We start from the raw sequence: 22,877 nt of genomic DNA, 5'->3' as shown, positions 1-22,877 counted from the left end.
ATAGATGGACATACTAATCGCAACTGAGAATCTCTTGAGGGGTGAATCAACATGAATATTGATATAACATCTATTTATGACAACATGCCAGATTTTTCGAATCATATGGAAGCGAGAGAATGGTTTAAAAATGAGTTTCAAGACAGATTTTTCTTAAGGACACATGACGATAACAATGGAAAAATGACCTATTATTATCACATTGTCAAAGATCCAGACACGTATCAAAGATATATGGAGAGTTTCGCAAGTGAGGAAAAGCACGACATCACCGAAATGTCGACATTTGAGAGCTATACAACCGTTGAAATTAGTGAAGATGGAGATGTAAATATTACATTATGAGAAAAGCGAAAGGCGCCCGCTAATCGTCGACATGCATAAGTCAAGCCTGACAGAAGGTGCAATTTACCTTCCGAAGCGATCCGAGCCGATGGTGCCTGGAACTACATTGGAAAAGGAGGTTCCATCACGGAACCTCCTTCTCCCCATGTCTAATCCTCTTCAACTGCTGATTCAAATGGCTTTGACTTTTTATTATGAATAAATTCAACCATGTTGTCTTTGCTAATCGGTTTACTGAACAAATAGCCTTGGATTTCATCACAGCCCATATCCACAAGCATTCCACATTCTTCCCAAGTTTCTACTCCCTCTGCGACAACGTTCAGCTTAAGCCCGTGTGCAATATCAAAAATGGATTTGACCAAGATGGCTTTTTTATCACTTTTATCGATATTACGGATAAACTTTCTGTCAATTTTAATTTCATCAATTGGAAGCTTTAATAATTGGTACAGGGAGGAATATCCTTTACCAAAATCATCAATGGAGATTTGAACACCTAACTCTTTTAGCTTATGAATTCGATTAGCCACTTGCTGTTGGTCTGAAATAAATACACTTTCTGTAATTTCGAGTTTTAGATATTTTGGCTTTAACCCGGAAGTCTCCAAAGCTTTTTTCACCATGGAAACAAGATAATCTTGTTGGAAATGCTTTGCTGATAGATTTACTGAAATCGGAACGTGTAAAAGATTGTTATCTTGCCATTGTTTATTTTGCCTACATGCCTGAACAAGGGACCATTCGTCAATTTGTGAAATGAGACCGATTTCCTCAGCCACTTCAATAAACACCCCTGGGGAAACTGTACCTAAAACAGGGTCATTCCAACGAAGTAAGGCTTCAATACCTGTTATTTTACCTGCAAATGTTTTAGGCTGATAAAACTGTTCAAACCCTTCCTTATCGACTGCAGTGCGCAAGGAATTTTCAATAATTAGACGCTCCTGGAATTTATTTTTCATCGATTCGTCGAAAAACTGAACGGTGTTCCCGCCCTTTTCCTTCGAAATATACATCGCGATGTCTGCATATTTTACTAATGTGTCTAGGTCTTCTCCATCCTCAGGATACATACTCACTCCGATGCTTGCGGTAATGTAATGATCTTGGCCGGCTATTGTAAAATAAGTTGAAAATTCGTTGACAATCATATCTAGGGTTTTAGTTACCTCGTCTCTATTTTCAACAGAGTGTACGACAACAAATTCATCCCCTCCAAGTCGGAATACCTGTCTGTTATTCGCCTGTAGCTTCTTCAGCTTGTTCGCGGTTGCTTTAAGAAGGGTATCCCCTGCTTCGTGCCCTAATGTATCATTGATTTGCTTGAATTGATTAAGGTCTATGAAGATAATCGCAATCTCCTGATCGAGGTTATTACGGATTAGTTCTCGAACGTAATTTTGGAAATAATAACGATTAGGCAGATAAGTCAAGCTATCATAAAAGGCAAGCTTTTGAAGCTTGTCCTCAGATTCCTTCAGTTTCACAGTTTGCTCTTTTAGAATCAGGTTCATTTCGATACTTTCATTGAAAAGCTCCTTCAGCTTATCAGCCATCTTCTTAAGGTTTTTACTTAGAATGCGAAGCTCAGAAATCGTGCTTTGCGGCCATTCGATATTTTCCATGTTACGAAGCTTTTGTGGTAAACCAGTCGTAATTGATGTAAGTTGCCTCACATTGCTCGTAAGGATTCGGCTAATGACCATAACAAATATGATTGCTGACACTGCAAGAATCAGTAAGTATTTAAGCTGATCAATCGAAGTATTAAAGATCTGTTGTTGATATTGAGCAACAGGAAACTGGAGCATGATTCGAAATGAATCGGTATCTCTCGTATAAAAATAAAATGCATCCATCCATCTTGTAATCGGCTGTACATCATTGCTAGCAACTGACAATGCCTCGTAAAGCCTTGGTGATATCTCCCGGATCTCATACCTATTAGGTTCAAAATCCATCATAGCTGTCGATGCAATGACACGATCCTTATTATCAAATATAATGATATCGCTCTCTTTATTCTTATTTCGCCAAATGATATCCTCAATTTGTTTCACATCGATATTGCCAATGTCTTTTTCCAATCTGAGAAATTCATTTTCAATTCGATTAACTCTCGTTTCGCCTACAACACCTAAATCTTTCTTAATTAAATCAAAAGTGTTTAATCCATTTGTAATAACACTAATAAAAAATGGGACAAGTATAGTAAAAATGGTAATCTGGGATAAAAACTGATGTATCGACACATTATTTTTATTGATTCCTTTGTTTTTAACCAATTTATAAAATGGAAAATATGCCAATAACACGTCAGCAACTAAAACATTGAAAAGTCCGTTCGCAATATCCTTACAAATTAAAAAATAAAGTGCACTGCCAGACAAAGATTCCCGACCGATAAAATATAATAGCAGGATTCCAATCAAAATCCAGAAAAACACATCGACAAAAAACATTTTTGCTTTTCTACCTCGCAAGAAAAACGCACCCACAAAAATGATTTCCGCTAAGCTAATGATTGTATAATATGGACTATTTGAAAAAATGCTAGCAAAGAAGATTGAGATAATCCCAGTTACAATCGCAGCGGTGTAGCCAAATATGCGAAGTATTAAAAATAGAAAAATACTCGCAAAAGTGAATGTAATTCCATACAAAAGTGATAATTTGAAATGAGAGGCTAACAGCACTAGTCCCATCAGTACTACTAATAGGATTATGTCGCTATTTAGTTTGCCTTTTAATTGCGTAAATCCTATCATAAAGTCTCCTCTAGTTTTTCTTAATCTATATGTAAAACGACATTTTTCACTATGGTTATGTTAATAGTATCATAAATTCAACAAATTTTTTGCAATATTTGTTTATCAATTGTACTGAAAAAGGGCAACTTACCCTTATGGTAATTGCCCTTACGATTATTTGTTTACTGCTCTTGTAAGCAGGCCCTGACTTTCAAATTGTTGAAGTTTTTCAATGTCCATAAAGAACCAGATTCTATACGATTAGTTGATAATGGACGCCATTTTATAGTTTTCATATTCCCCATTCCATTTCAACTCGAAATTCGACCACTTTTCTCTACCTTTCTAGCCATTTGAGGAAAATGCTTATTGGTGGGCAAGCTTTTAACAAAAGGGTGCCATTTTATAAACCATTTCACCAAAAATGTACCTGTCGCCGGGGGCTTAAGCCCTTTGATGACAAGCACAATATCACTCTTACTGAGTGGCAAGTCCTTGCGTCCATGTCATCACTCCGTCATCCTCCACGAATTCAATGATGACATCGGTCACCCCTTTTATTCCTTGGATCTTTTCTTCAATTCGATCTTTTATATTAAATGCTTCTTTTACAGTTATATTTGAGTCAATTTCTAGCTTCATTTCGATGTGGAAGTCCTCCCCTTCTTTCATCGCAAACAATGCGTGTATATCTTTTATTTCTGGATTTGTAAAAATAAACTCTGCAATTTTATTTTCTAATTCTTCATCCGTTTCACCGAGTACCCCTTTGGCATTATCCAAAAACACTCTACCTACAACGTAAAACATCATCAGACCAATAATAATTGAAGCAATTCCTTCTGCAGCATGCCAGCCTACATAGTAGGACAGTAAAATACCAATTATAGCTATGATTCCCCCAAGAGTTGCCACAAAATCCTCCATGAAAACAAGCTCTGTTGCAGGTGTTGCTTTTTTCAGACCTCCAAAGCTTTTACCTACAATCGAAAATCCCTTTGCATCTATACCTGCTTCTCGAAGGACTTCCTTCATCGCTTTATAAAGAACGAATGCCTCCAATATCACGGCTATTCCCAATACAGATAGGTTAATTGCAATACCTGCTGATGCGGTTGGATTTTTAATGTGATGATACCCTTCTTTGATTGCTTCGTAACTCATGATTCCCACGATGATTACAGCTCCGAGTAGGACTAAATTTACAAGTCGGCCAAAACCGTTCGGATATTTTTCATTCGGCATTTTTTTACTTAATGCGCTTCCGATAAAAACGAAAAATTGATTGGCTGCATCCCCTAAAGAATGCATTGTTTCGGCAAACATTGCGACATTCCCCGTGAAAAAATATGCAACTCCTTTAATAATCGCAATAATCGTGTTTACAATTGCAGCAATCAATGACGATTTGTTTCCATTCTTTAATAACCCCTGTTTTTTTGCCATAGTAACCTCCGATGGTTGATTCATGGTAATACTTGTAGTATTTATTATTTTTTAATAATTTATTAGGGGGAATGCGGTTCAAACTAAAAAGGTGCCAAACATTTATCGTAACTTTTGCACTCTTAAGCACAAAAAAGAAGACCTAAAATGGTCTTCTTTTACAAGTGTTTTAACTAGAATTTCAATACGATCTTACATACTTCTGCCTGGTTGTTTTTTAAGAACTCAAACGCCCTAGAAATTTCTGTAAAATGGAAGGTATGTGTCTTCATTTTTTCTGGGTGAACAGCACCAGTTTCAAAAAATTCCCCTAGTAAGTAACATTTTACCTACTAGGAGAAAGTATTTATTTATCTTCTCTCACAAGCAGTGCCACAGCTTCAACGTGTACTGTGTGTGGAAATAGGTCCACTGGTTGCACGACTTTTAATGTATATCCAAATGGTTCGAGTTCTTTAATATCGGTTGCGAAAGTTTCTGGATTACAGGAAACGTAGACGATTCTTTCTGGTTGCGAACGGCCAATTCTTCTCATCACTTTGCCGCCAGCACCTGAGCGCGGAGGGTCAAGTAAGAGTAGCTCGGGTCTTCCAAAGCTCTCGAGCACCTCATCAATTCCTTTTCGTGCGTCCTTCGCTAAGAAATATGTGTTTGATAAACCATTGTCACTTGCATTTCTCTTTGCAGATTCAATTGAGCTTTCAACGATTTCAATTCCCGCAAGCTTTTCAACGCGACTTGCGAATGGTAGAGAAAATGTTCCAACCCCACAGAAAAGATCGATCATTTTTTCTGTTTTCTTTGGCTCACCCATTTCAATCGCAAGTTCGACTAATTTTTGAGCTTGGGTTGGGTTTGTTTGGAAGAATGTATCAAACCAAACGCGGAAACGATACCCATCCATTTCGTCGTAAATAAAATCGCGACCCGCTAATACATGTGTTTTTTCGGACTGTGTGCGGTCGGCCCAGTCTGTATTTTCCAGCCATAATAAGCTTTTTACCTCTGGGAATTTTTCTTCGATGCGTTTTACTAAATCATCGGCTGCTTCTTGAAGAATACCGTCTGGTGCTTCAGTCGCAAAAAGGGCAAGCATGATTTCACCAGTAACAAACGATTGTCTCACCATGAGATGGCGAAGTAGTCCTTCATGCTTATCTTTGTTATAACCTGATAGCTGATAGTCCTTCGCCCACTGAGCTACCTCCATTGCACCTTCAACCATCTTTTCACCTGCGATCAGACATGTTTCAAGGGAAATAATTTTTCGGAAATTCCCTTGTTCATGTAAGCCAAGTGAACCTTCTGGTGAGAATGTAAATTCCATTTTATTACGGTAATGCCAAGGCTTGTCCATTCCGATGGTCTCTTGAACAAGATCTGAATTGAAACCTTGTGATTCAACTTGTCGTTTCACATAGTCCGTTTTGTACTGAAGCTGACCATTGTAGTCCCAGTGCTGCCATACACAACCACCACATTTCTCAAAATGTGGACAAGGTGGAGCAAGTCTTTGTTCATTTGATGTTAGGATTTCATCAGCTGGTGCCCTCCAACGCTTGCGGTCCGGTTGGTCAACAGTCACACGAACTTGCTCACCGATTAGGGTTTGTGGAATCGTAAGCTTAAGCTTCTTTTTAATACCGTGCTCATTCTCACGCCATGCGGTTGCCCTACCTGAACCCTTTTCATCTAAACTTTTTATTTCAACTATCATTGTTTCTGGTTTTGTTACTACCAATTGCTGTTCCTCCTCATTAAAACTACCTATCTATATTAAAGTGTCGGTTATCACATTTCCTTGTCTATTTCTATCCTATTTTACAACATACTAACCAAGTATAATGCACAAACTGCAAATTTGGAATTCCTACAACCCTAGAAAGTATTAACATTCTACAAATTTATCAATGACTTGTTGTATTCCTATTAAAATAGAAAAAAGGCTTCGCCCACCTTTTTACACTTGGGATTATCCTTTCAGCGAAAATAAGCCTGTTTTCCAAAGGACAGGTTTATTTGTTATTGAGTAAATGTTATGGATTCATTCCTACTTTTGCAACCCCTAGTGCAAGGTGGTCCCATAGAATACTTTCCACGTGTGCGGCTTGTGATTCTTCACAATCAATGATGAGTATGATTTCAGCGTTTTTTCCTTTTTGTGATCTTTTTTTCTTTTTATAGACCAGTTCTATAAATAATCTAATCGCAAATCCTACGATAAATCCAATGACAGCACCAATTAACCCCCAATAAATCGGTCCCCATGCTAGTATAAATCCGAGGCCTGCTCCAATAACGGAAAATGCCGTTGCAAGTGCCACGCCAAGATCAATAAGGGTGGTTCCGTCTGCACGATGCAATGTATCAAATAGTCTGATGTCATCTGTTCGATTATCAAGGGGAACCGCAAAAATATTTTCGCTCTTTATCCCCATTTTTTCCATCGCCGCGATTGCTATTTCAAGATAATCATTACTATCAAATGTTGCAAACAACTGCATTCAATATCACTTCACTTTTTGTCCCTTAAGAACTTGAAATTGGCTTGACTGGTAATTTTCCCTTAAAAATTTACGTTGTACTCGTTCATATAGCTTGTTATTTTCAACTGAATTTATATAGGAGTCGTATATAGCAAACCCGAATATAGATGGTAAAAACATAAACCATTCTGGATCCAAAACTGCTGTTGCCTTGTCTATTTTACCTAAAAATAATAGAGACACAGCTTCTAGTGCATGAGAAAAGTAAAAAAATACAATACAACAAATGATGATAAAGATGGACGAAATCGTCTTATGGTTATAGAGGTGCCCTAGCCCCGGCATAAATAGCGACCATACAATAGCCAAGGCTGGATTTCTTTTATCCAAGTAGTTCATACCAAAATCGCCGATAATAAAAGTGTTAAAACGATGATTTTCATGGTCAGCTAATATATACATTCTATTTAAATCAATTGCTGACCGGTAACTATCCCAAATGCAAAATATATATAAAGGGATATACATTAGTACCCACCTTGTATCCAATACATATTTAGCTAGATCGATATTCCCTTGAAACGAATGGATCATCGCAAGATTTATGTTTGCATTGATGTTTACAACAATTTCCCAAATAACAAGGAAATATCCTCGATGATATTTACCTAACATCAAATGACCGAAGCCCGGAAAAGCAGCTGACCACCAGCCCGCAATATACGGGTTCCTTAAGTGTATAATCGAGGTCCCAAACAAACCAACATTTGCAATGTAACGTCTTGCCGTATTATCATTCGTATAATTTTTCATGATGTATAAGGATTTCCCCCATCCACTTACTCAAACTCTAATGGTAATCTTCCCCAATGTGATGAAAATAATTAACTCCTTAACCTTTTTACTCAACAAATTTCGAAATATGCCATTTTTTTAAAATAGGTACATAATTCCATAAGAGTAGTTTCATACTAAGATGACCATTTTTAAGCAGTTGATGGGGGTGGATGTATGAAACGAAAAATTTTGCAGTCACATTATGAAACGAAGGAACGAACGATTCCTGAGGTTTTTCAGCAGTCAAAAAAGTCAGCTGATTTTACATCCTTTTCCCCTGTTGAGTCTAATGAACTTCTTGAAATCAGCTATTTTAGTACGATGGTTGATATGAATATCCTTCAACAGTCCGTATTAGTCGCATTGAAGGAGAAATTAACAGAGGTTCAGCAGCTTCCTGATTTAAAGAACATTATTCCGATTGATAACATTCAATTTACGGAGAGTGCTCGAGATTTAGAAAATGCGCTACACTCAGGTGCAGTCGCTGCTTATTTTAAAAACAATTTGGATGAAATTGCCCTACTGAACATTGGAAATTCAAGGCTTGGTCAGCGAGAAATAAATGAAACAGAAAATGAATTTAGTGTCATTGGTCCAAAGGTTGGTTTTATTGAAGACCTTAACACGAATCTTCATTTATTACGAGATTATTTGGCCACCACTGATCTAATTATTGAGCAATTGACAATTGGAACTAGATCAAAGACATCTGTCGTGATTGCATACCTGGATGGAGTTACACATCCACAGTATATCAATACAGCGAAACAACGGGTATTAGATCTTGATGTGGATGGGGTATTTGATAGTACTGAACTGGAAGAAATGATTTCTGATCACTCTCGATCACCATTCCCATTATTTATTTCGACAGAAAGAATCGATCGTGCATCTGCATCACTTTCAAAAGGAAAAATTATCCTAATGTGCGATAAATCCCCGTATTCCGTGATTGGGCCTGTCACACTGATGGAATTTTTTTCAACTCCCGAGGATTTTTATCTCCCTAGCGTGATTGCTTCTTTTTTTAAATTAATTCGGATATTTGGCATGTTGTTTTCCATCTTTGCCACTGCGTTTTATGTGGCGATTTTAACCTTCCATTTTGAAGTAATCCCGAAGGATTTACTAGGCCCACTTATCTTCTCAAGAGCCAATGTTCCTTTCCCACCGTTTATAGAGGCATTATTTTTAGAAGTAACAATTGACCTTCTCAGGGAAGCGGGTGCACGTCTTCCAACAAAAATTGGACAAACCCTTGGAATTGTTGGGGGAATCGTAATTGGACAAGCAACAGTTCAGGCAGCTCTAACTAGTAATATTTTGTTAATTATCGTCGCGCTTGCAGCATTATCCTCATTTACAACACCCATTTATAAAATGTCAAATGCTGTACGGTTGTTGAGATATCCCTTTATCATTCTCGCAGCTATTTGGGGAGGATTAGGGATTTACGTTGGAGTTTTATTTCTAATTGGTCATTTATTGCGTTTAAAATCACTTGGAATTCCTTATTTGGTACCACTTTATCCCTATCGCAAGGGTGGTGTTATTCATTCATTTTTTAGACCGAGCTATGAATGGAATGGAAAACGCCCCTCATTTTATAGACTTTTAAGTTATTTTAGATATAATCCATCTGCAAATCAAGATCCTGAAGATGGGCTAAATTCAGAGTGAAAATTTTAAAAAAGGCTGAGATTGATATATGGACAAGTGGAGAAATGCGATTGTTTTTATTCTATTATTTACTTGTTTGGTAACCCTTATTGGCTGTACAAGAACGAGAATTGTCGATAGGTTAAGCATTATTCATGTCTTTGGATTTGATTTAAATGATAGGGGAGATTTGATCGGAACCGTCCTTATTCCAGAATATACAAAAAGTAAGGCTAGCAATAAAATTGAATATTTACAAGAGGAAGCGGATGTAGCTGCTTTATTAACACCTAGGCTAGCAACCCATACAAGTACTCCCGTTGAATTAGCCAAAACGAGAGTCTTAGTTTTAGGAAAAGGTTATGCAGAAACGGGAATTCGTGATGTCGTAGATCGAGTTCTTGCGAATCCTAAAATCGGAACAAATATTCAAATTGTCGCTTCTACTCACTCTGCAGAGGAAACGCTTAAAGCTTTGAAAAAACAAGGAGAACTGACATTAGCCGAAGAAATCATACACAATATGAGAGGACAATTAATTCCATACATGAATCTCCACGTCTTCTTAAATCATTTTTATGGACAAGGAATGGATCCTTATGTACCGATGATCACGATTGATAAATTCGGAAAAATCCAAATCAATAATGTTGGAATTTTCAAAGATGATAAGTTCATGCTCCATTTAAATGTCGAACAAACCTTTCTATTTTCGGTTCTCGAGGATTACCGGACACAAGCTCTTTTTCAGATTGACCTTCAGGAAGGAGATCGGAGGGAATCACTTGTCGTTCAAGGTTTTCGAAGTAGAAATAAGTGGGATTGGGTAAAAAGTGAGGAACGACTAAATCTTACAATGAATCTCATATGGACGATTACACATCGCCCTCAACGATATAATTTAGAGAACCCAGAAGATTTAAAAGCATTAAAGAAGATTATTGCGAAAGACGTAAAAAAGGATGTAGAAGACCTAATAAAAACCTTTCAAGAAAAAGAGGTCGACCCCCTAGGGATTGGAAACATTGTTCGTTCTCAGGATAAGGACTGGAATGAAGAATCTTTTTATGAACTTTACCCTTCTATACCAGTAAATATTAACGTGAATTTAGAAATAATACACTCCGGCCTTCAAGGCTAGCTAGACTAGGATGGTCAATTATGAATCATAAAATGAGCGATAATAAACTAGTTTCTCCCTTTTTCTTGTTCTTTTTAATTCATGGTTCCCAAACTGGAATAACCGCTTTAAAATATCAAACATCTATCGTCCAAGGGGCTGGGTATGATGCCTGGTTATCTGTACTTGCAGTGGGCTTGAGTACAAATATAATATTTTACATGATGTTATATGTGATAAAATCATCTACTTCGGGTGATATTCTATCAATACACAAAGATATATTCGGAAAATTTTTCGGGGGAGCACTGAATCTATTATTGGCTTGCTATTTTTCTATAGCTGGCTTATCTGTTTTATATTCATACATTGACGCCCTCCAAGTTTGGGTATTCAATGGAATAGCCAGCTGGGAATACGCTCTGATCCTTTGTATCTTAATCTTTTATCTTGTCTCAGGAGGATTTCGAGTCATTACTGGAGTTGCCTTTTGGGGAGTAGTTATACCTGGTTTTTTACTGCTTTCCTTTTTTTATTTAATACAATTCTTCGACGTATCAAACCTTTTACCCCCTTTCAAATATGGGTTAAAAGAGCACTATATTTCTGCTAAAGAATCTGTACCGTTATTCTTAGGAATTGAAACAGCACTTATTTATTTTCCTTTTATAAGGAACGGGAAGAAGGCGAACAAATGGGGTCATTTTGCCTTATTTTATACAACAATCTTCTATGTGGCTGTTACGCTCGTAACCTTCATGTTCTTTACCCAAGGAAAGATTCAGCACTTAACATGGCCAACTTTAACGATGATCAAGATCATTCAATTCTCTTTTTTGGAACGCTTTGAGTTTATTTTTATCTTTACTTGGCTCTTAGTGATTATGCCAGTTATTTGTCTTTACCTTTGGTCAGCTGTCCGGGCCATTAAATTTACAATTTCTAAAATAAAACCGACATACATCCTACTCTTTTTGATCGCTATTTATTTGTATACCAATAGCTTCCTAATCGATATGTATTACACCCAGTTAATGGGAAAAATTTTGAAGTATAGTGGCACTGCATTTATATACGGCTACATCCCATTGATTTTTTTCATAAGCTTTGTTCGGAATTTCTTTAAAACGCAAAAGAATACTTGATTTCCCAATTAGGTGCCTGATTTCCATCGAGAGTGCAAGATTGCTCATTCACTGGTGCCAGGCACCGATTCAGTTTCCCCCGTGTTTGTCTATACAGCTTTACTTGGTGTAACGGTTTGCGTAGCATGAGGCCACGAATGCATTTGGTTTTATTTTCGGTTCCACACCGATAGCTTCCATTCGTGTTACCATTTCCTTCACAAATTCACGTGTTTTGTTCCTCTTCCCTGCCCCAATATCGATATGTCCCTCCATTGTAAATGAAGCTCCATCGTATATATGTGGAAGTACTATATTGATGAGTTGATTTTTCTTTTCCTCGGTAAATAACGAAACAATTTCCTCCGATAATGATAATTCATAGGAAATCCGCTCATGCAAATGTTCCATTCTTCTCGGAACAACCACTTTTCGAATACACGCCCACACACCTTTTCCTTCATTAAGTATTACAACACCAGTTATAAAGGTTGTTTGCCTTGGATGTACTTGAGAATCTGTACCAATGATGAGCCTAAATTTCCCACTAGGCTCAGATCGCATGAACTCTAAAATAAGTTCAAAAACCCGCTTAAATGACATCCGTTTTTCCATTAGATTTTTAAATAAGAAGTGATTGTTTGAATTATTTTTCATAAATTCATATCACAACTTTCCTGGTCTTTTATTGACCTGCTTTTATATATTTTATGACCGGAATCTGAATAATGTGTGCTAAATGGTGATTTGGTACAAAAATTGGATGTCCACGATTAGAATACACGCCCTTTGTCCTAGTACTTTATTACCTATTTTTACCATTAATCAAATTGTATAATATTACCATAAAACTAAATTGGAGCGTGTATGTTCAAAAAATGAAAAAACAATTCATTGACCCATTTGATTCTATTCTGTCAGAAGCCATAACTAATCCGATGAATCGATATAATTTTTACAAAGCCTTTATGGATTTAGAGATTGTTGCGATTGGCACTGTTTCTTCTAATAGTAAAAACGGAGAGCCTTCTCTGAATCTGAAATATATTGAAATGAATAATGAGCTTGTGCTCCCTGTGTACTCAAGTGTTGGGAAATTCAACTCCATTTACAAGGGCAAATACAAATATATTCCGTTTTACCGTGTAAGATGGGCTATCCACCTCATCAGATTTATTTGGTGTAACGGTTTGCGTAGCATGAGGCCACGAATGCATTTGGTTTTATTTTCAGTTCCACACCGACAACTTCTATAATATGGTAATCATGCAGTTTCTGATATATATTAGACTTAAACCAATGGAGGTAGAAAGAATGGAAAAAATACATCGTGGAAATGGCTTTGCAATTATAGAGAAAGATGGAGAATATAAAATTTCTTGGGCGCAAGGACCATATAATGAGCCAGTTTTTTATCCAATTTCTAAACGAAATATGGGAAAAGCGTTTAAATCAGATCAAGACGCTCATGAAGTAATGATTTACGCAGAAACAGGACAATGGCCATCAGGTGTGGAGGAAGAGGCAGAAATAAACAAGGCATTTGTACAAAAATCTCCAGAACTACTCTTAAAAGTTCCAGAAAACCAGGAATTATTTACGAAGTCTGAACTGGATGAACTGTTGCCTTTAGCTAAGCAAGCGCTTCAGGAATCAGATGATTAACTTTTTGATTTTTTACTAAAAGCAAACTTTGAAATTTTCCTTTGGAATAAAGTTAATACAAGAAACGCTGAAGTTAATATTCAACGTTTTTTCGTCATTGTTATTAATTTCTAAATCAAAGAGCTGTCAGGCGGCTGTTACAGTTGGTTGAACCTAATGAACCCTGGGTGCTGAATCCTTTCTTTGATAACAGTAAGAAGATCATCAAAAAAGAGTTAGAAACGTTACGTGACGGAAGAATTCTTCATTATTCTTTCGGTGAATTAATTCTCGAAGAAAATCAGAATTTCCTAGCAAATCAGATGGCAGAAATACCTTAAACCGAACTTGAGATTATTTCCAGCAAACTTAAAAACTTCCCAACTATTAAAAATGCTTATTTTACTCATATATATAATCCCCCTAGATCCAGCAATCCACTCCCTTTGATTGGACTTACTGTCGATCAAATTTTTATCTAACTTATGATATGGGTGAAATTGCTGTCCAAATGACAACTATTGAAGTCTCAAATGATGATGCTGAGAAAGAGTAGTTAAGCATAGAGGATGCTTATGAGGAGATTATTAAGCATCAAAAATTTGCTAGAAAAGCAAATATGTAACCTATTATCGTAACTGATTCCGTGTGGTTAATTATTTTTGATATACCAAGGAGATACATTATGGGCCAATACGTAATATACAAAAACAAAATCTACCCTGTAAATATCCGTGGTTCAGCACTTCGAATACGTAGTGAAATCAAAGAAAACGGCTTTCATGAACTTATTGATTTAGTAGGAAATAAACACGATGATATTTTTATTAAAGAGGTTTCTCTTGAAGATATTGAACTAGTTTATGAGTTAAAGCTTAACGTAATTTATAGAGGCAAGGAATACGAAACAAATGGGTTTGATCCCTCTACTTTATTAAAGAATCACATACTATTATTTAGCATGGACTACGATGATGTAAATGATTACGGCTTTAGAAAACACGAGCAATTTGTATTCCAAAAGGAAGTTACACTTGAAAACATCGATGCATTGATTGAAATAAAAAAGCCTATTTTAAAGTGGGCGGACCAGCCTGAATCACGAAAAACAATTCCAAACAACATCATTCAAGAATATTTAAGTAAAATTTAAAAGTTTCCTAACCCTTGAATTGTAGGTTAGGCATTTTTTAGAATTTCATCGATGATCCTTCCAAGTAGAAAATTTAAAAGTCATTAAGGAGGTTAGCAAATGGGAAATCAATATATTGGAGGCGTAGATCAATGGTATATAACGAACCTAGACAGCTTAATAAAACCGTAAACTTTATTAAGGAAGCTGAAAAGGTGAAAATGCAGCTAGAGTTTGAAATTAATTCTCACAAATTAGGTCAGGGTAAGGCTGGGACGATAAGTCAACTTGAAAATTTCTATAAAGATATAGTACTAATGATTGAAAGCAAAAGTCATATCCCATCATATCCAAGAACTATTGTTGACACGTGGGCTTTTAATAGCGAACTTGGAAAACAATTATTAGACTATATGAGGTATATAAGAAGCTAAGTTAATTTTGGGAAGTATATTACAGTGAGCGTGGTATGAAATCACAATTACTAACATTCGAATCCTAAGAAGATGCTTGTAATTATTTTTATACATACGTTTTGGAATTATTGAAATGAGGTAATACATATCACGTCAGGCTTATGAAGGATGTTTCGGCTTCCATTTTGAATCGAATTGTCCTTCATCGGGCTTATGAAGGACATTCCGTCTTCTATTTTGATTCGTTTGATCCTTCATCGGGCTTATGAAGGACGTTTCGACTTCTATTTTGATTCGTTTGATCCTTCATTAGGCTTATGAAGGACGTTTCGACTTCTATTTTGATTCGTTTGATCCTTCATCCACTTTGAAGTACTTTCGCACAGGAGCCATGAGAACCGTCCCCATGGTCCTGAACATCCGCACCGGAACCACTAGAACCGTCCCCGTGGTCCCCAATCCCTACTGCTCTCTCTCCCCTTCAATCTCGATGATTCCCTTTAGGTCGTCTTGGACGCTTTGTGGAGCGAGAGGGACTTTGGAGCGGTAGGCGGAGCGCATGATGACGTGTGCTGCGACTGGGGCAGTTAGGAATACGAAGAAGATTCCTAGAAATAAGCGAATGCTAAAAGTGCCTTCCATAATGAAGAATAGAAACGTTCCTACTAATATAAACAGAACTCCCATTGTCGAGCCTTTCGATGCTGCATGAGCACGTGTGTATACATCAGGTAATCGAATTAATCCCACTGCACTTAAAAAACAAAAGATGGTGCCTACTAAAATCGATAAAACCGCTAGAACTTCTATGATCTCAATCGGATTGTTTACGTCGCTCAATGACAACACCTCTTTCAATAAATCTTGCAAAGGCAATCGTTCCGATGAAGGAAAGGATCCCGATTAATAAAATCACTTCAAAAAATCCGGTATTCCTTAAAAACACAGAAAAAATCGCAACCCCCGAAATAATATTTATTCCTAAAACATCAAGGGCTTGAATTCTGTCAGAGGCCGACGGTCCTTTTACTAATCTGTAAATCGTTGCAAAAATAGCAAATGTAAGAAACCCCATTGAAATGATTAAGATTGCTTTGATCATTAGCGCGTCACCCTCTTTATTGCCTCTTCAAATTTTGCTGTTGAACGTATCACAGCATCACTTGATTCCGGGATATCCATTGCATGGATATAAAACTTTTTCTCATCATGTGAAACTTCAACCACAACCGAACCAGGAGTTAATGTTAATAACATCGCAAGCAAGGTTATTTCCAGGTCCCCTTCTAACTCTGTCTCTAAGGTAAAAATGCCCGGAGTAATATTAATTTTCGGTCTCATAACTTGTTTTATAACTAAAACACTTGAAGTAAACAACTCGTGTATAAATACAAGGAACAATTTAATAATGGCAAGTAAAGTTACTACATAAAATTGATGTGGAAAATATCTCCTCAGGATAAAAAGTACAATTAAACCAAACATATAACCACTTAAAAAAGTTAGAGCGGTCCAACTATCCTGAAGAAACATCCAAATAAAACCGATAAGCAAATTGATTAGGACTTGCATGGGCATTGTTACCACCCCTTTCCAATATAGAAATGCCGCGTGATTTTATCAAACGAACCTAGCCGCTTGCAAACTCTATTCCATAAAAGCATTACCTAAAACTGCATCAATATAGATGCTTGGATTCATAATGACTTCAACAGCAAGATCAACATACTCGCTAATCCCTTCTGCCCCTACTCCAAGCGCTATTGTCAAAACCGTAAGAATCCCCATTGGTAATAACAATCCTTTTAAAGACATTGATTCACTTTCTTCCGGTACGTCTGTATATCCCCAAAATCCGTTCATAAAGATTTTCATAATCGAGTAGAGAACCATTAAGCTAGTCAATAAACCAATTCCACCAAGCCAAAAATAACCGGATGTAAACGTCCCCTCTGTGATAAAGATTTTCCCTAAAAATCCACTAAGGGGTGGGATTCCCGAAAGCGACAAAGCAGCAATGAAAAACATCCAGCCAAATTTTGGCTGTAGCCGCATGATCCCACTGAATTCTTTTAAATTACTCGTCCCAGTGAAATAAATAATCGTTCCGCCTAATAAAAAGATCAGTGCCTTCACGATCATATCGTGGATTAAATAATAGATAGAACCCGTAATCCCTTCTGCCGTATACGAAGCGACACCAGCTAAAATAAATCCAACACCTACTACTACATTATAGGTAATGATTCTTTTTACATCCCAATATGCAACAGCTCCGAACGCTCCAAGCAGCATTGTAGCAGCTGCTAAAATACCGATTAATAGATGCGTTACTTCTGGCTCATGGTAGAAGATAAGCGTGAACACTCTTATAATCGAATAAATTCCAACCTTTGTTAAAAGCGCTGCAAAAATGGCTGCTATCGCTGTTGGCGGGGCGCTATATGAGCCAGGTAGCCAAAAGAATAGAAACAGACCTGCTTTCAAACTAAATACGATTAAAAATAAAATTGCTACTGTTGTCATTACTCCATCCTGGCCAGCCTCTGCAATCCGAACAGATAGATGAGCCATATTCAATGTACCTGTCATCGCATATAAATAGGCAACTGCCACTAAAAATAAAAATGACGAAATCAAGTTCACTAAAATATATTTGATTGATTCTCGAAGTTGAACTTTCGTACCACCTAACGATATCAAGACATATGAAGAAACGAGCATGACTTCAAAACAAACGAACAAGTTGAAAATATCACCTGTCAGGAAGGAACCATTCACACCTGTAATTAAGAATAAAATGAGCGGATAAAAATAAAATGATTCCCGCTCCTCTCCGATTGTCTTAAATGCATAGACTAGACAGCAGAACGTCACAACGCTTGTGACCATAACCAAGATTACAGCTAGCATATCTGCAACCATACTTACTCCAAATGGCGCTTCCCAGCCACCTAATTGGAGAACCTGAATACCTTTTATTTTTATTCGATGCATGAGTACCAAAGAAACCACAAATATACTAATTACTGTAACAAGACTTAGCACTCGATGCATCTTTATATTTTTTCGAAAAATAACCAAGATCATCCCAACAATGATTGGAATGATGATTGGAAAAATGACTAAATTACCCATCGCTGTTACCTCTCAATTGCTCGGTATCGTCCGTGCCTAACACCTTGTACGCACGGTAGCTTAGCACTAAAAATAATGCTGTTGTTGCAAAGTTAATAACTATTGCTGTTAAAAGAAGTGCCTGTGGCAATGAATCAACATAGGATATTCCCTTTATTCCCAGCAATGGAGGTCCACCTTTTTCAAGTCCCCCCATTGTAATAATGAGTAAGTTCACACTATGACCGAGTATAGAGGTTCCTAAAATGATTCGTAATAGAGTTTTCGTTAAGATAAGATAAATCCCGATTGCAAATAGGATTCCAACTAGAATAGACATTAAAGTTTCCATTATCGATCATCACCTATACTCATTATAATTGTGAGCGATGTTCCAATGACTGCCATGGCGACACCTATGTCAAATAATACCGCTGATGCGAGCTCTGTTTCCCCGAAAACAGGAATCTCAATATATCCAAATGTTTGTGTTAAAAATGGAGCACCAAAAAGCATGCCGCCAATCCCTGTGCCTACTGCGATTAATACCCCAATCGCTGCGACCACTTTAAAATCGAGTGGCAGATTTTTACGAACCGTTTCAATATCAAAGCTAAGGAACAGAAGAACCAATCCCGCCGAAAATGTTAAGCCACCAATAAAACCACCGCCCGGATGGTGGTGACCCGAAACAAACAAGTTGATGGCAAATGTAAAAATGATAATAACCGCAACCTTCGTTACACTACGGATAATGACATCATTCGGCTCTTTCATCTGATCCCTCCTTTGCTAAACGTAACTTAATTAATGAATACACACCAAGACCTGCAATACTTAAAACAAGAATCTCTAGCATCGTATCAATCCCACGGAAATCAACAAGGATTGAATTAACGATATTTTTTGCTCCCGCTAGTTCATATGCATTTTCATAATAGCTTGAAATTGAATCAAAAAGTCGATTTCCATTTGCCGATAAAGCGACTATTGTTACAACTGCTCCTGCCCCAATGGAAATAATCGCATTGGTTAACTTGAACGGGATCCGACTAATTTCTTTACGCAGTTGCGGTAAGTGATAAAAACACAGTAGGAATAAAACTGTTGTCACAGTTTCTACAACTAATTGTGTCAACGCTAAATCAGGTGCTCGGAATAATACAAAGAAAAATGCTACAAAAAATCCAAGTGCGCCCACTGCTACGATCGATGAAATTCTCGACTTTGAAAATAACACAGTAACTGCTGAAACAACAGCAAAAATCATAATGGCAATTTCAAATAGTGTAACCGGGTTATCATTTGAAGAATCAAATGAAACTCCATTAAGTAACCAAATAGATCCACCGACAGCTATAATCATGAAGCCAAAGATATAAACCAGATAGTCCCTAATGAAACCCGTCATGTAAAAGTTTGTGATAGAACCTGAAATCTGTTCCATTTTATCTAAAGCAAGATTGTATAGATTATTAATCGTAAGTGACTGTGGATAGGAGTTATAAATTCGGTACCATTTTCTAAGATTGAGGTAAAGAATCGTCCCAAGAACAACTACCCCGATTGTCATCCATAGTTCCGGACTCGAAAAGCCATGCCATGCTTTTATGTTTAGATCCAAGACCTCTGCCTCTGAAAGCACAGGTAATATGGAAGTCAAAGCTGGCTTTAATAAATAAGTTGAAAGGATATTTGGGAAAAAGAAACCAATAATCACAAGCGACCCTAAAATAATCGGTGAAATTAGCATTCCAAACGGTGCTTCATGAACAACGCGATCCTTATCAAGCCTATTTTTCCCTCTAAACGTTTTAAATACAAGAATCATACAATAAATGAACGTAAAAACACTTGCAATCCATGCAACAACAGGAATGAGTACCCCTATTGTCCCCATGTGGAAAAAGTCCATTTTTGCAGCATTATTAACTGCCGCAAAAAACATTTCCTTACTTAAAAAACCATTAAATGGAGGCAACCCTGCCATTGAAAAGCTACCTATCACCGTAAGCGTAAAGGAAATAGGCATAAGATGGATAAGACCGCCCAGTCTTCGAATATCACGAGTCCCCGTTTCATGGTCAATAATCCCAACTACCATAAAGAGACTTCCCTTAAAGGTTGAATGGTTGATTAAATGAAAAATGGCTGCAAAGATAGCCGTACCATACATCACCGTCTCGTCTCCTAATCCGTAATACATGGCAGCAGAGCCTAGACCTAAAAGGCTCATAATTAAACCTAATTGACTGATTGTTGAATATGCCAATAGTGCTTTTAAATCCGTCTGACGTACCGCATTGACTGATCCATATAGCAATGTGATTAATCCGACACCTGTAACAAGCCAAAACCAAACATTGGAACCACCAAAAATAGGCGTTAATCGTGCAACTAAATAGATGCCCGCCTTTACCATTGTTGCAGAGTGCAAATATGCACTAATAGGTGTTGGAGCTTCCATAGCGTCAGGCAGCCAAATGCTAAACGGAAACTGAGCTGATTTTGTAAAAGCACCGAGTAGTATTAATACCATTGCTGGTATGAATAAGGCACTTGATGAAATGGCATCGACATTTAGAAGCATTTCACGAATGCTGTAAGTTCCAGCGGCACTTGAAACCATAACGAGACCTGCAAGCATCGCTAAACCACCAAAAATCGTAATCAACATTGATTTTTGTGCACCATAGCGTGACTTTTCTCGTTCATACCAGTACGCAATTAATAAGAAGGATGACACACTTGTCATTTCCCAGAATACATATAAAACAAAGACATTATCCGAGAAAACTAAACCGAGCATCGCTCCCATAAATATCAGTAAATATACGTAAAAGTTATGGAGTTCTTCACGTTCCTTTGATAAGTAAAATATTGAATATAAGATGACCAATGCGCCTATACCCGTTATTAACAATCCAAAAATTAAACCTAAACCATCAATATATGTTGTGAAATTGATATCATAGGAAGGCATCCAAGGAATGCTTGTGATGATGGTATTCCCGTTTGCAATAGTGGGAATAAATGTTATAAGATAAGAAAATATCAGAAGTGGCACGAAGAATACGAACCAACCTGTATGAATTCGTGGGGTAAATTTTTTATATAATATAGGAACAAACACGGCAAAAATAAATGGTAGCATGATTAAAAACTGGAACCAATACAATGGAATCCCCTCCCTAAATAAGGATACTTTTTACAAATTAATTTAATGGATTGACTCATTTTGTAGCATGCGATATAGTCATACATAGTTTATAAATATAAGATCAATTTTTCTACTTTTTATAGGTGGTGTGTTAAATGTAAGCCCGGCTAAATAAAGGTGCTACTTTTTAGGGTTCCTTATTTTCTTGGTATTTATGAAACGGAAATTGGCTAGGCCAATGATTTCACATCAACTCTGAGGTGAGTAATAATGAAAATGATAAAAGAAAGAATGGATGAGAGTATTCTTGTCTGTGTATATTATGGTCCAAATGGTGAACGTCTCATCCAACGTGGCTGCAAGATTGCAAAAATGCTAGATTGTCCACTTTATATCCTAACCGTCGATCCAAAGCCTTTTGATGATCTTGATCCTGAAAAGGTAGCATACATTGAGAGATGGAAGGAACTTGCTGAACAACATAGTGCGGATGCATTTATTATAAAGGACAATGAAAAAAGACCAATTTCAAAAGTGATTGCAGATGTCGCAAGAGAGAAAAATGTTACCCAAATTATTCTTGGTCAAACCGCACAAAGTCGCTGGGAGCAAATCGCGAAAGGTTCAATTATTAACTCATTATTAAAAGAAATTCCTTTTGTTGACCTCCATATCATTTCAGTTGCACGGTATTTAAAGAATACTGAAGGTCAATTTGAAAAAGGAGTTCGTGCATATCTGGTTCAAGATGATAATCAGTATCGTCTTATCTTTAAACATACAAGAGCTGTGATCTACGAAGGAATCTTCTTTAAGGAATTTGGCACTGACTTTAATAATGGTATTTTTAAATTTATGAAGGATCAGAAGACTTTACAGGTTCAAGTGAATGATGATATCGTAACTGATTTTACCAATGTAGAAATGAATACAAATATCGATGATGATAACTTTTTATAATTCCTCCACCTCCAAGGTGGAGTTTTTTTAGGCCCATACGATGTGGGTCACAAAGACGAAGGCATCAGGCCGTGGCGCTCTTATTCTTTGATCCGCAGTATAAGGTTATAAGTTTACATCCACTTTCACTAAATTTTCCTCTTCCTTATTAATCCCGATATATTTGAATGTCTCAGATGGAGAATGATGGTTATAGATGTCCATTAAGATGGAAATCGCAATTCCTTTTAAGTAGGCGTGATAACCAAATGTTTTCCGAAGCGTGTGCATGCCCACTTTTCCGGGAATCCCAACCTCTTTAGCAGCATGATTGATAATCCGATAGGCCTGTTGCCTAGAGATTGGTTGGTTATCCTTTTTTGATTTAAATAAAAAATCACTACCTTTATATTCATGGGTTTCTAAATACTCACTTAGTTCATTCTTTATCATATTGTTTAAATAATAGGCTTTTACTTCCTCGCTTGTAGCATCCTTCACATATAAGAATTCTTTCATTCCCGATTCATCCCACACGTCCTCAACACGTAATGAGAGTAAATCACTTACCTTAACCGCTGTATTTATACCGAATACAAAAAGCAATAGGTCTCTTTGGGACTGCTTTTTTAATACTTCTTTGATTTCATTTATTTTGTTTACGTCCCGAATTGGATCGACAAACTCCATCAGTTT

General features: G+C 37.0%; 23 protein-coding genes and 1 pseudogene. 9 read left to right on the top strand and 15 right to left on the bottom strand.

Annotated features, from left to right (window positions below):
- The first annotated feature begins 51 nt into the window (after positions 1–51).
- Positions 52–345, top strand: coding sequence for a hypothetical protein (locus V7097_RS05765; RefSeq protein ID WP_335702651.1), 294 nt, complete (start codon positions 52–54; stop codon positions 343–345).
- Positions 346–494: 149 nt separating this feature from the next.
- On the opposite strand, the gene V7097_RS05760 is transcribed toward V7097_RS05765, so the two are convergent.
- The 5 genes from V7097_RS05760 to V7097_RS05740 form a co-directional block, all read right to left on the bottom strand.
- Complete coding sequence (locus V7097_RS05760; protein ID WP_335702650.1) at positions 495–3,116, bottom strand: EAL domain-containing protein; 2,622 nt, start codon at positions 3,114–3,116, stop codon at positions 495–497.
- Between the two features lie 459 nt (positions 3,117–3,575).
- Positions 3,576–4,544, bottom strand: coding sequence for a cation diffusion facilitator family transporter (locus V7097_RS05755; RefSeq protein WP_335702649.1), 969 nt, complete (start codon positions 4,542–4,544; stop codon positions 3,576–3,578).
- Positions 4,545–4,890: 346 nt separating this feature from the next.
- Positions 4,891–6,261, bottom strand: coding sequence for a 23S rRNA (uracil(1939)-C(5))-methyltransferase RlmD (rlmD, locus tag V7097_RS05750; RefSeq protein ID WP_438824206.1), 1,371 nt, complete (start codon positions 6,259–6,261; stop codon positions 4,891–4,893).
- A gap of 319 nt (positions 6,262–6,580) precedes the next feature.
- Positions 6,581–7,048 (bottom strand): hypothetical protein, encoded by a 468-nt coding sequence (locus tag V7097_RS05745; RefSeq protein WP_335702647.1) that lies wholly within the window; start codon positions 7,046–7,048, stop codon positions 6,581–6,583.
- Between the two features lie 6 nt (positions 7,049–7,054).
- On the bottom strand, positions 7,055–7,843 hold the full coding sequence (locus tag V7097_RS05740; protein ID WP_335702646.1) for a hypothetical protein: 789 nt from the start codon (positions 7,841–7,843) through the stop codon (positions 7,055–7,057).
- A gap of 198 nt (positions 7,844–8,041) precedes the next feature.
- Here V7097_RS05740 and V7097_RS05735 point away from each other — a divergent pair, with 198 nt between their 5' ends.
- Genes V7097_RS05735 through V7097_RS05725 form a run of 3 tightly spaced genes read left to right on the top strand, consistent with a single transcriptional unit; the run spans position 8,042 to position 11,794 of the window.
- The gene (locus V7097_RS05735; RefSeq protein ID WP_335702645.1) at positions 8,042–9,550 is read left to right on the top strand and encodes a spore germination protein; all 1,509 of its coding nucleotides are present in this window, start codon (positions 8,042–8,044) and stop codon (positions 9,548–9,550) included.
- Positions 9,551–9,578: 28 nt separating this feature from the next.
- On the top strand, positions 9,579–10,670 hold the full coding sequence (locus tag V7097_RS05730) for a Ger(x)C family spore germination protein (RefSeq protein WP_335702644.1): 1,092 nt from the start codon (positions 9,579–9,581) through the stop codon (positions 10,668–10,670).
- Between the two features lie 20 nt (positions 10,671–10,690).
- Positions 10,691–11,794 (top strand): GerAB/ArcD/ProY family transporter, encoded by a 1,104-nt coding sequence (locus V7097_RS05725; protein ID WP_335702643.1) that lies wholly within the window; start codon positions 10,691–10,693, stop codon positions 11,792–11,794.
- 99 nt (positions 11,795–11,893) lie between these two features.
- On the opposite strand, the gene V7097_RS05720 is transcribed toward V7097_RS05725, so the two are convergent.
- Together V7097_RS05720 and V7097_RS05715 are read right to left on the bottom strand one after the other, a co-directional pair.
- Positions 11,894–12,430, bottom strand: a complete 537-nt coding sequence (locus tag V7097_RS05720; protein ID WP_335702642.1) for a ribonuclease H-like YkuK family protein — start codon at positions 12,428–12,430, stop codon at positions 11,894–11,896.
- Between the two features lie 516 nt (positions 12,431–12,946).
- Positions 12,947–13,027, bottom strand: a pseudogene (locus V7097_RS05715) (ribonuclease H-like YkuK family protein); the annotation flags it as partial.
- A 60-nt stretch (positions 13,028–13,087) separates the two neighbouring features.
- Between V7097_RS05715 and V7097_RS05710 the strand changes: the two are divergent.
- The 4 genes from V7097_RS05710 (at position 13,088) to V7097_RS05695 (ending at position 14,983) form a co-directional block, all read left to right on the top strand.
- Positions 13,088–13,438: a hypothetical protein gene (locus tag V7097_RS05710; RefSeq protein ID WP_335702641.1), complete on the top strand. Its 351-nt coding sequence runs from the start codon at positions 13,088–13,090 to the stop codon at positions 13,436–13,438.
- Between the two features lie 143 nt (positions 13,439–13,581).
- Positions 13,582–13,758 carry a hypothetical protein gene (locus V7097_RS05705; protein ID WP_335702640.1) on the top strand — a complete coding sequence of 59 codons (177 nt, stop codon included), beginning with the start codon at positions 13,582–13,584 and terminating at the stop codon, positions 13,756–13,758.
- Positions 13,759–14,102: 344 nt separating this feature from the next.
- Positions 14,103–14,570 (top strand): hypothetical protein, encoded by a 468-nt coding sequence (locus tag V7097_RS05700; RefSeq protein ID WP_335702639.1) that lies wholly within the window; start codon positions 14,103–14,105, stop codon positions 14,568–14,570.
- A 131-nt stretch (positions 14,571–14,701) separates the two neighbouring features.
- Positions 14,702–14,983 (top strand): hypothetical protein, encoded by a 282-nt coding sequence (locus V7097_RS05695; protein ID WP_335702638.1) that lies wholly within the window; start codon positions 14,702–14,704, stop codon positions 14,981–14,983.
- A gap of 444 nt (positions 14,984–15,427) precedes the next feature.
- On the opposite strand, the gene mnhG is transcribed toward V7097_RS05695, so the two are convergent.
- From mnhG to V7097_RS05660, 7 genes are all read right to left on the bottom strand, one after another.
- The gene (gene mnhG / locus V7097_RS05690; RefSeq protein ID WP_335702637.1) at positions 15,428–15,805 is read right to left on the bottom strand and encodes a monovalent cation/H(+) antiporter subunit G; all 378 of its coding nucleotides are present in this window, start codon (positions 15,803–15,805) and stop codon (positions 15,428–15,430) included.
- Positions 15,780–16,067: a Na(+)/H(+) antiporter subunit F1 gene (locus V7097_RS05685; RefSeq protein ID WP_335702636.1), complete on the bottom strand. Its 288-nt coding sequence runs from the start codon at positions 16,065–16,067 to the stop codon at positions 15,780–15,782. The genes mnhG and V7097_RS05685 overlap by 26 nt, the downstream gene beginning before the upstream one ends.
- Positions 16,067–16,543, bottom strand: a complete 477-nt coding sequence (locus V7097_RS05680) for a Na+/H+ antiporter subunit E (RefSeq protein ID WP_335702635.1) — start codon at positions 16,541–16,543, stop codon at positions 16,067–16,069. Before V7097_RS05680 ends, V7097_RS05685 begins: the two co-directional genes overlap by 1 nt.
- A gap of 69 nt (positions 16,544–16,612) precedes the next feature.
- The gene (locus V7097_RS05675) at positions 16,613–18,103 is read right to left on the bottom strand and encodes a Na+/H+ antiporter subunit D (RefSeq protein ID WP_335702634.1); all 1,491 of its coding nucleotides are present in this window, start codon (positions 18,101–18,103) and stop codon (positions 16,613–16,615) included.
- A complete protein-coding gene (locus tag V7097_RS05670; protein WP_335702633.1) occupies positions 18,096–18,434 on the bottom strand; it encodes a Na(+)/H(+) antiporter subunit C in 339 nt (112 codons plus the stop codon). Before V7097_RS05670 ends, V7097_RS05675 begins: the two co-directional genes overlap by 8 nt.
- Positions 18,434–18,859 carry a Na(+)/H(+) antiporter subunit B gene (locus V7097_RS05665; RefSeq protein WP_335702632.1) on the bottom strand — a complete coding sequence of 142 codons (426 nt, stop codon included), beginning with the start codon at positions 18,857–18,859 and terminating at the stop codon, positions 18,434–18,436. Before V7097_RS05665 ends, V7097_RS05670 begins: the two co-directional genes overlap by 1 nt.
- Complete coding sequence (locus V7097_RS05660) at positions 18,843–21,260, bottom strand: Na+/H+ antiporter subunit A (protein WP_335702631.1); 2,418 nt, start codon at positions 21,258–21,260, stop codon at positions 18,843–18,845. The genes V7097_RS05665 and V7097_RS05660 overlap by 17 nt, the downstream gene beginning before the upstream one ends.
- A 252-nt stretch (positions 21,261–21,512) precedes the next feature.
- Here V7097_RS05660 and V7097_RS05655 point away from each other — a divergent pair, with 252 nt between their 5' ends.
- The gene (locus V7097_RS05655; RefSeq protein ID WP_335702630.1) at positions 21,513–22,202 is read left to right on the top strand and encodes a universal stress protein; all 690 of its coding nucleotides are present in this window, start codon (positions 21,513–21,515) and stop codon (positions 22,200–22,202) included.
- Between the two features lie 105 nt (positions 22,203–22,307).
- Here the strand turns inward: V7097_RS05655 and V7097_RS05650 are convergent, their stop codons facing one another.
- Positions 22,308–22,871 (bottom strand): tyrosine-type recombinase/integrase, encoded by a 564-nt coding sequence (locus tag V7097_RS05650; protein WP_335702629.1) that lies wholly within the window; start codon positions 22,869–22,871, stop codon positions 22,308–22,310.
- Positions 22,872–22,877: the final 6 nt, after the last annotated feature.

The sequence above is a fragment of the Bacillus sp. JJ1562 genome (assembly GCF_036962705.1).
In the GTDB taxonomy this organism is placed as follows: domain Bacteria; phylum Bacillota; class Bacilli; order Bacillales; family Bacillaceae_L; genus Ferdinandcohnia.
Note: the sequence above shows the minus strand (reverse complement) of the source record. Positions and strands in the feature narration are given on the sequence as shown.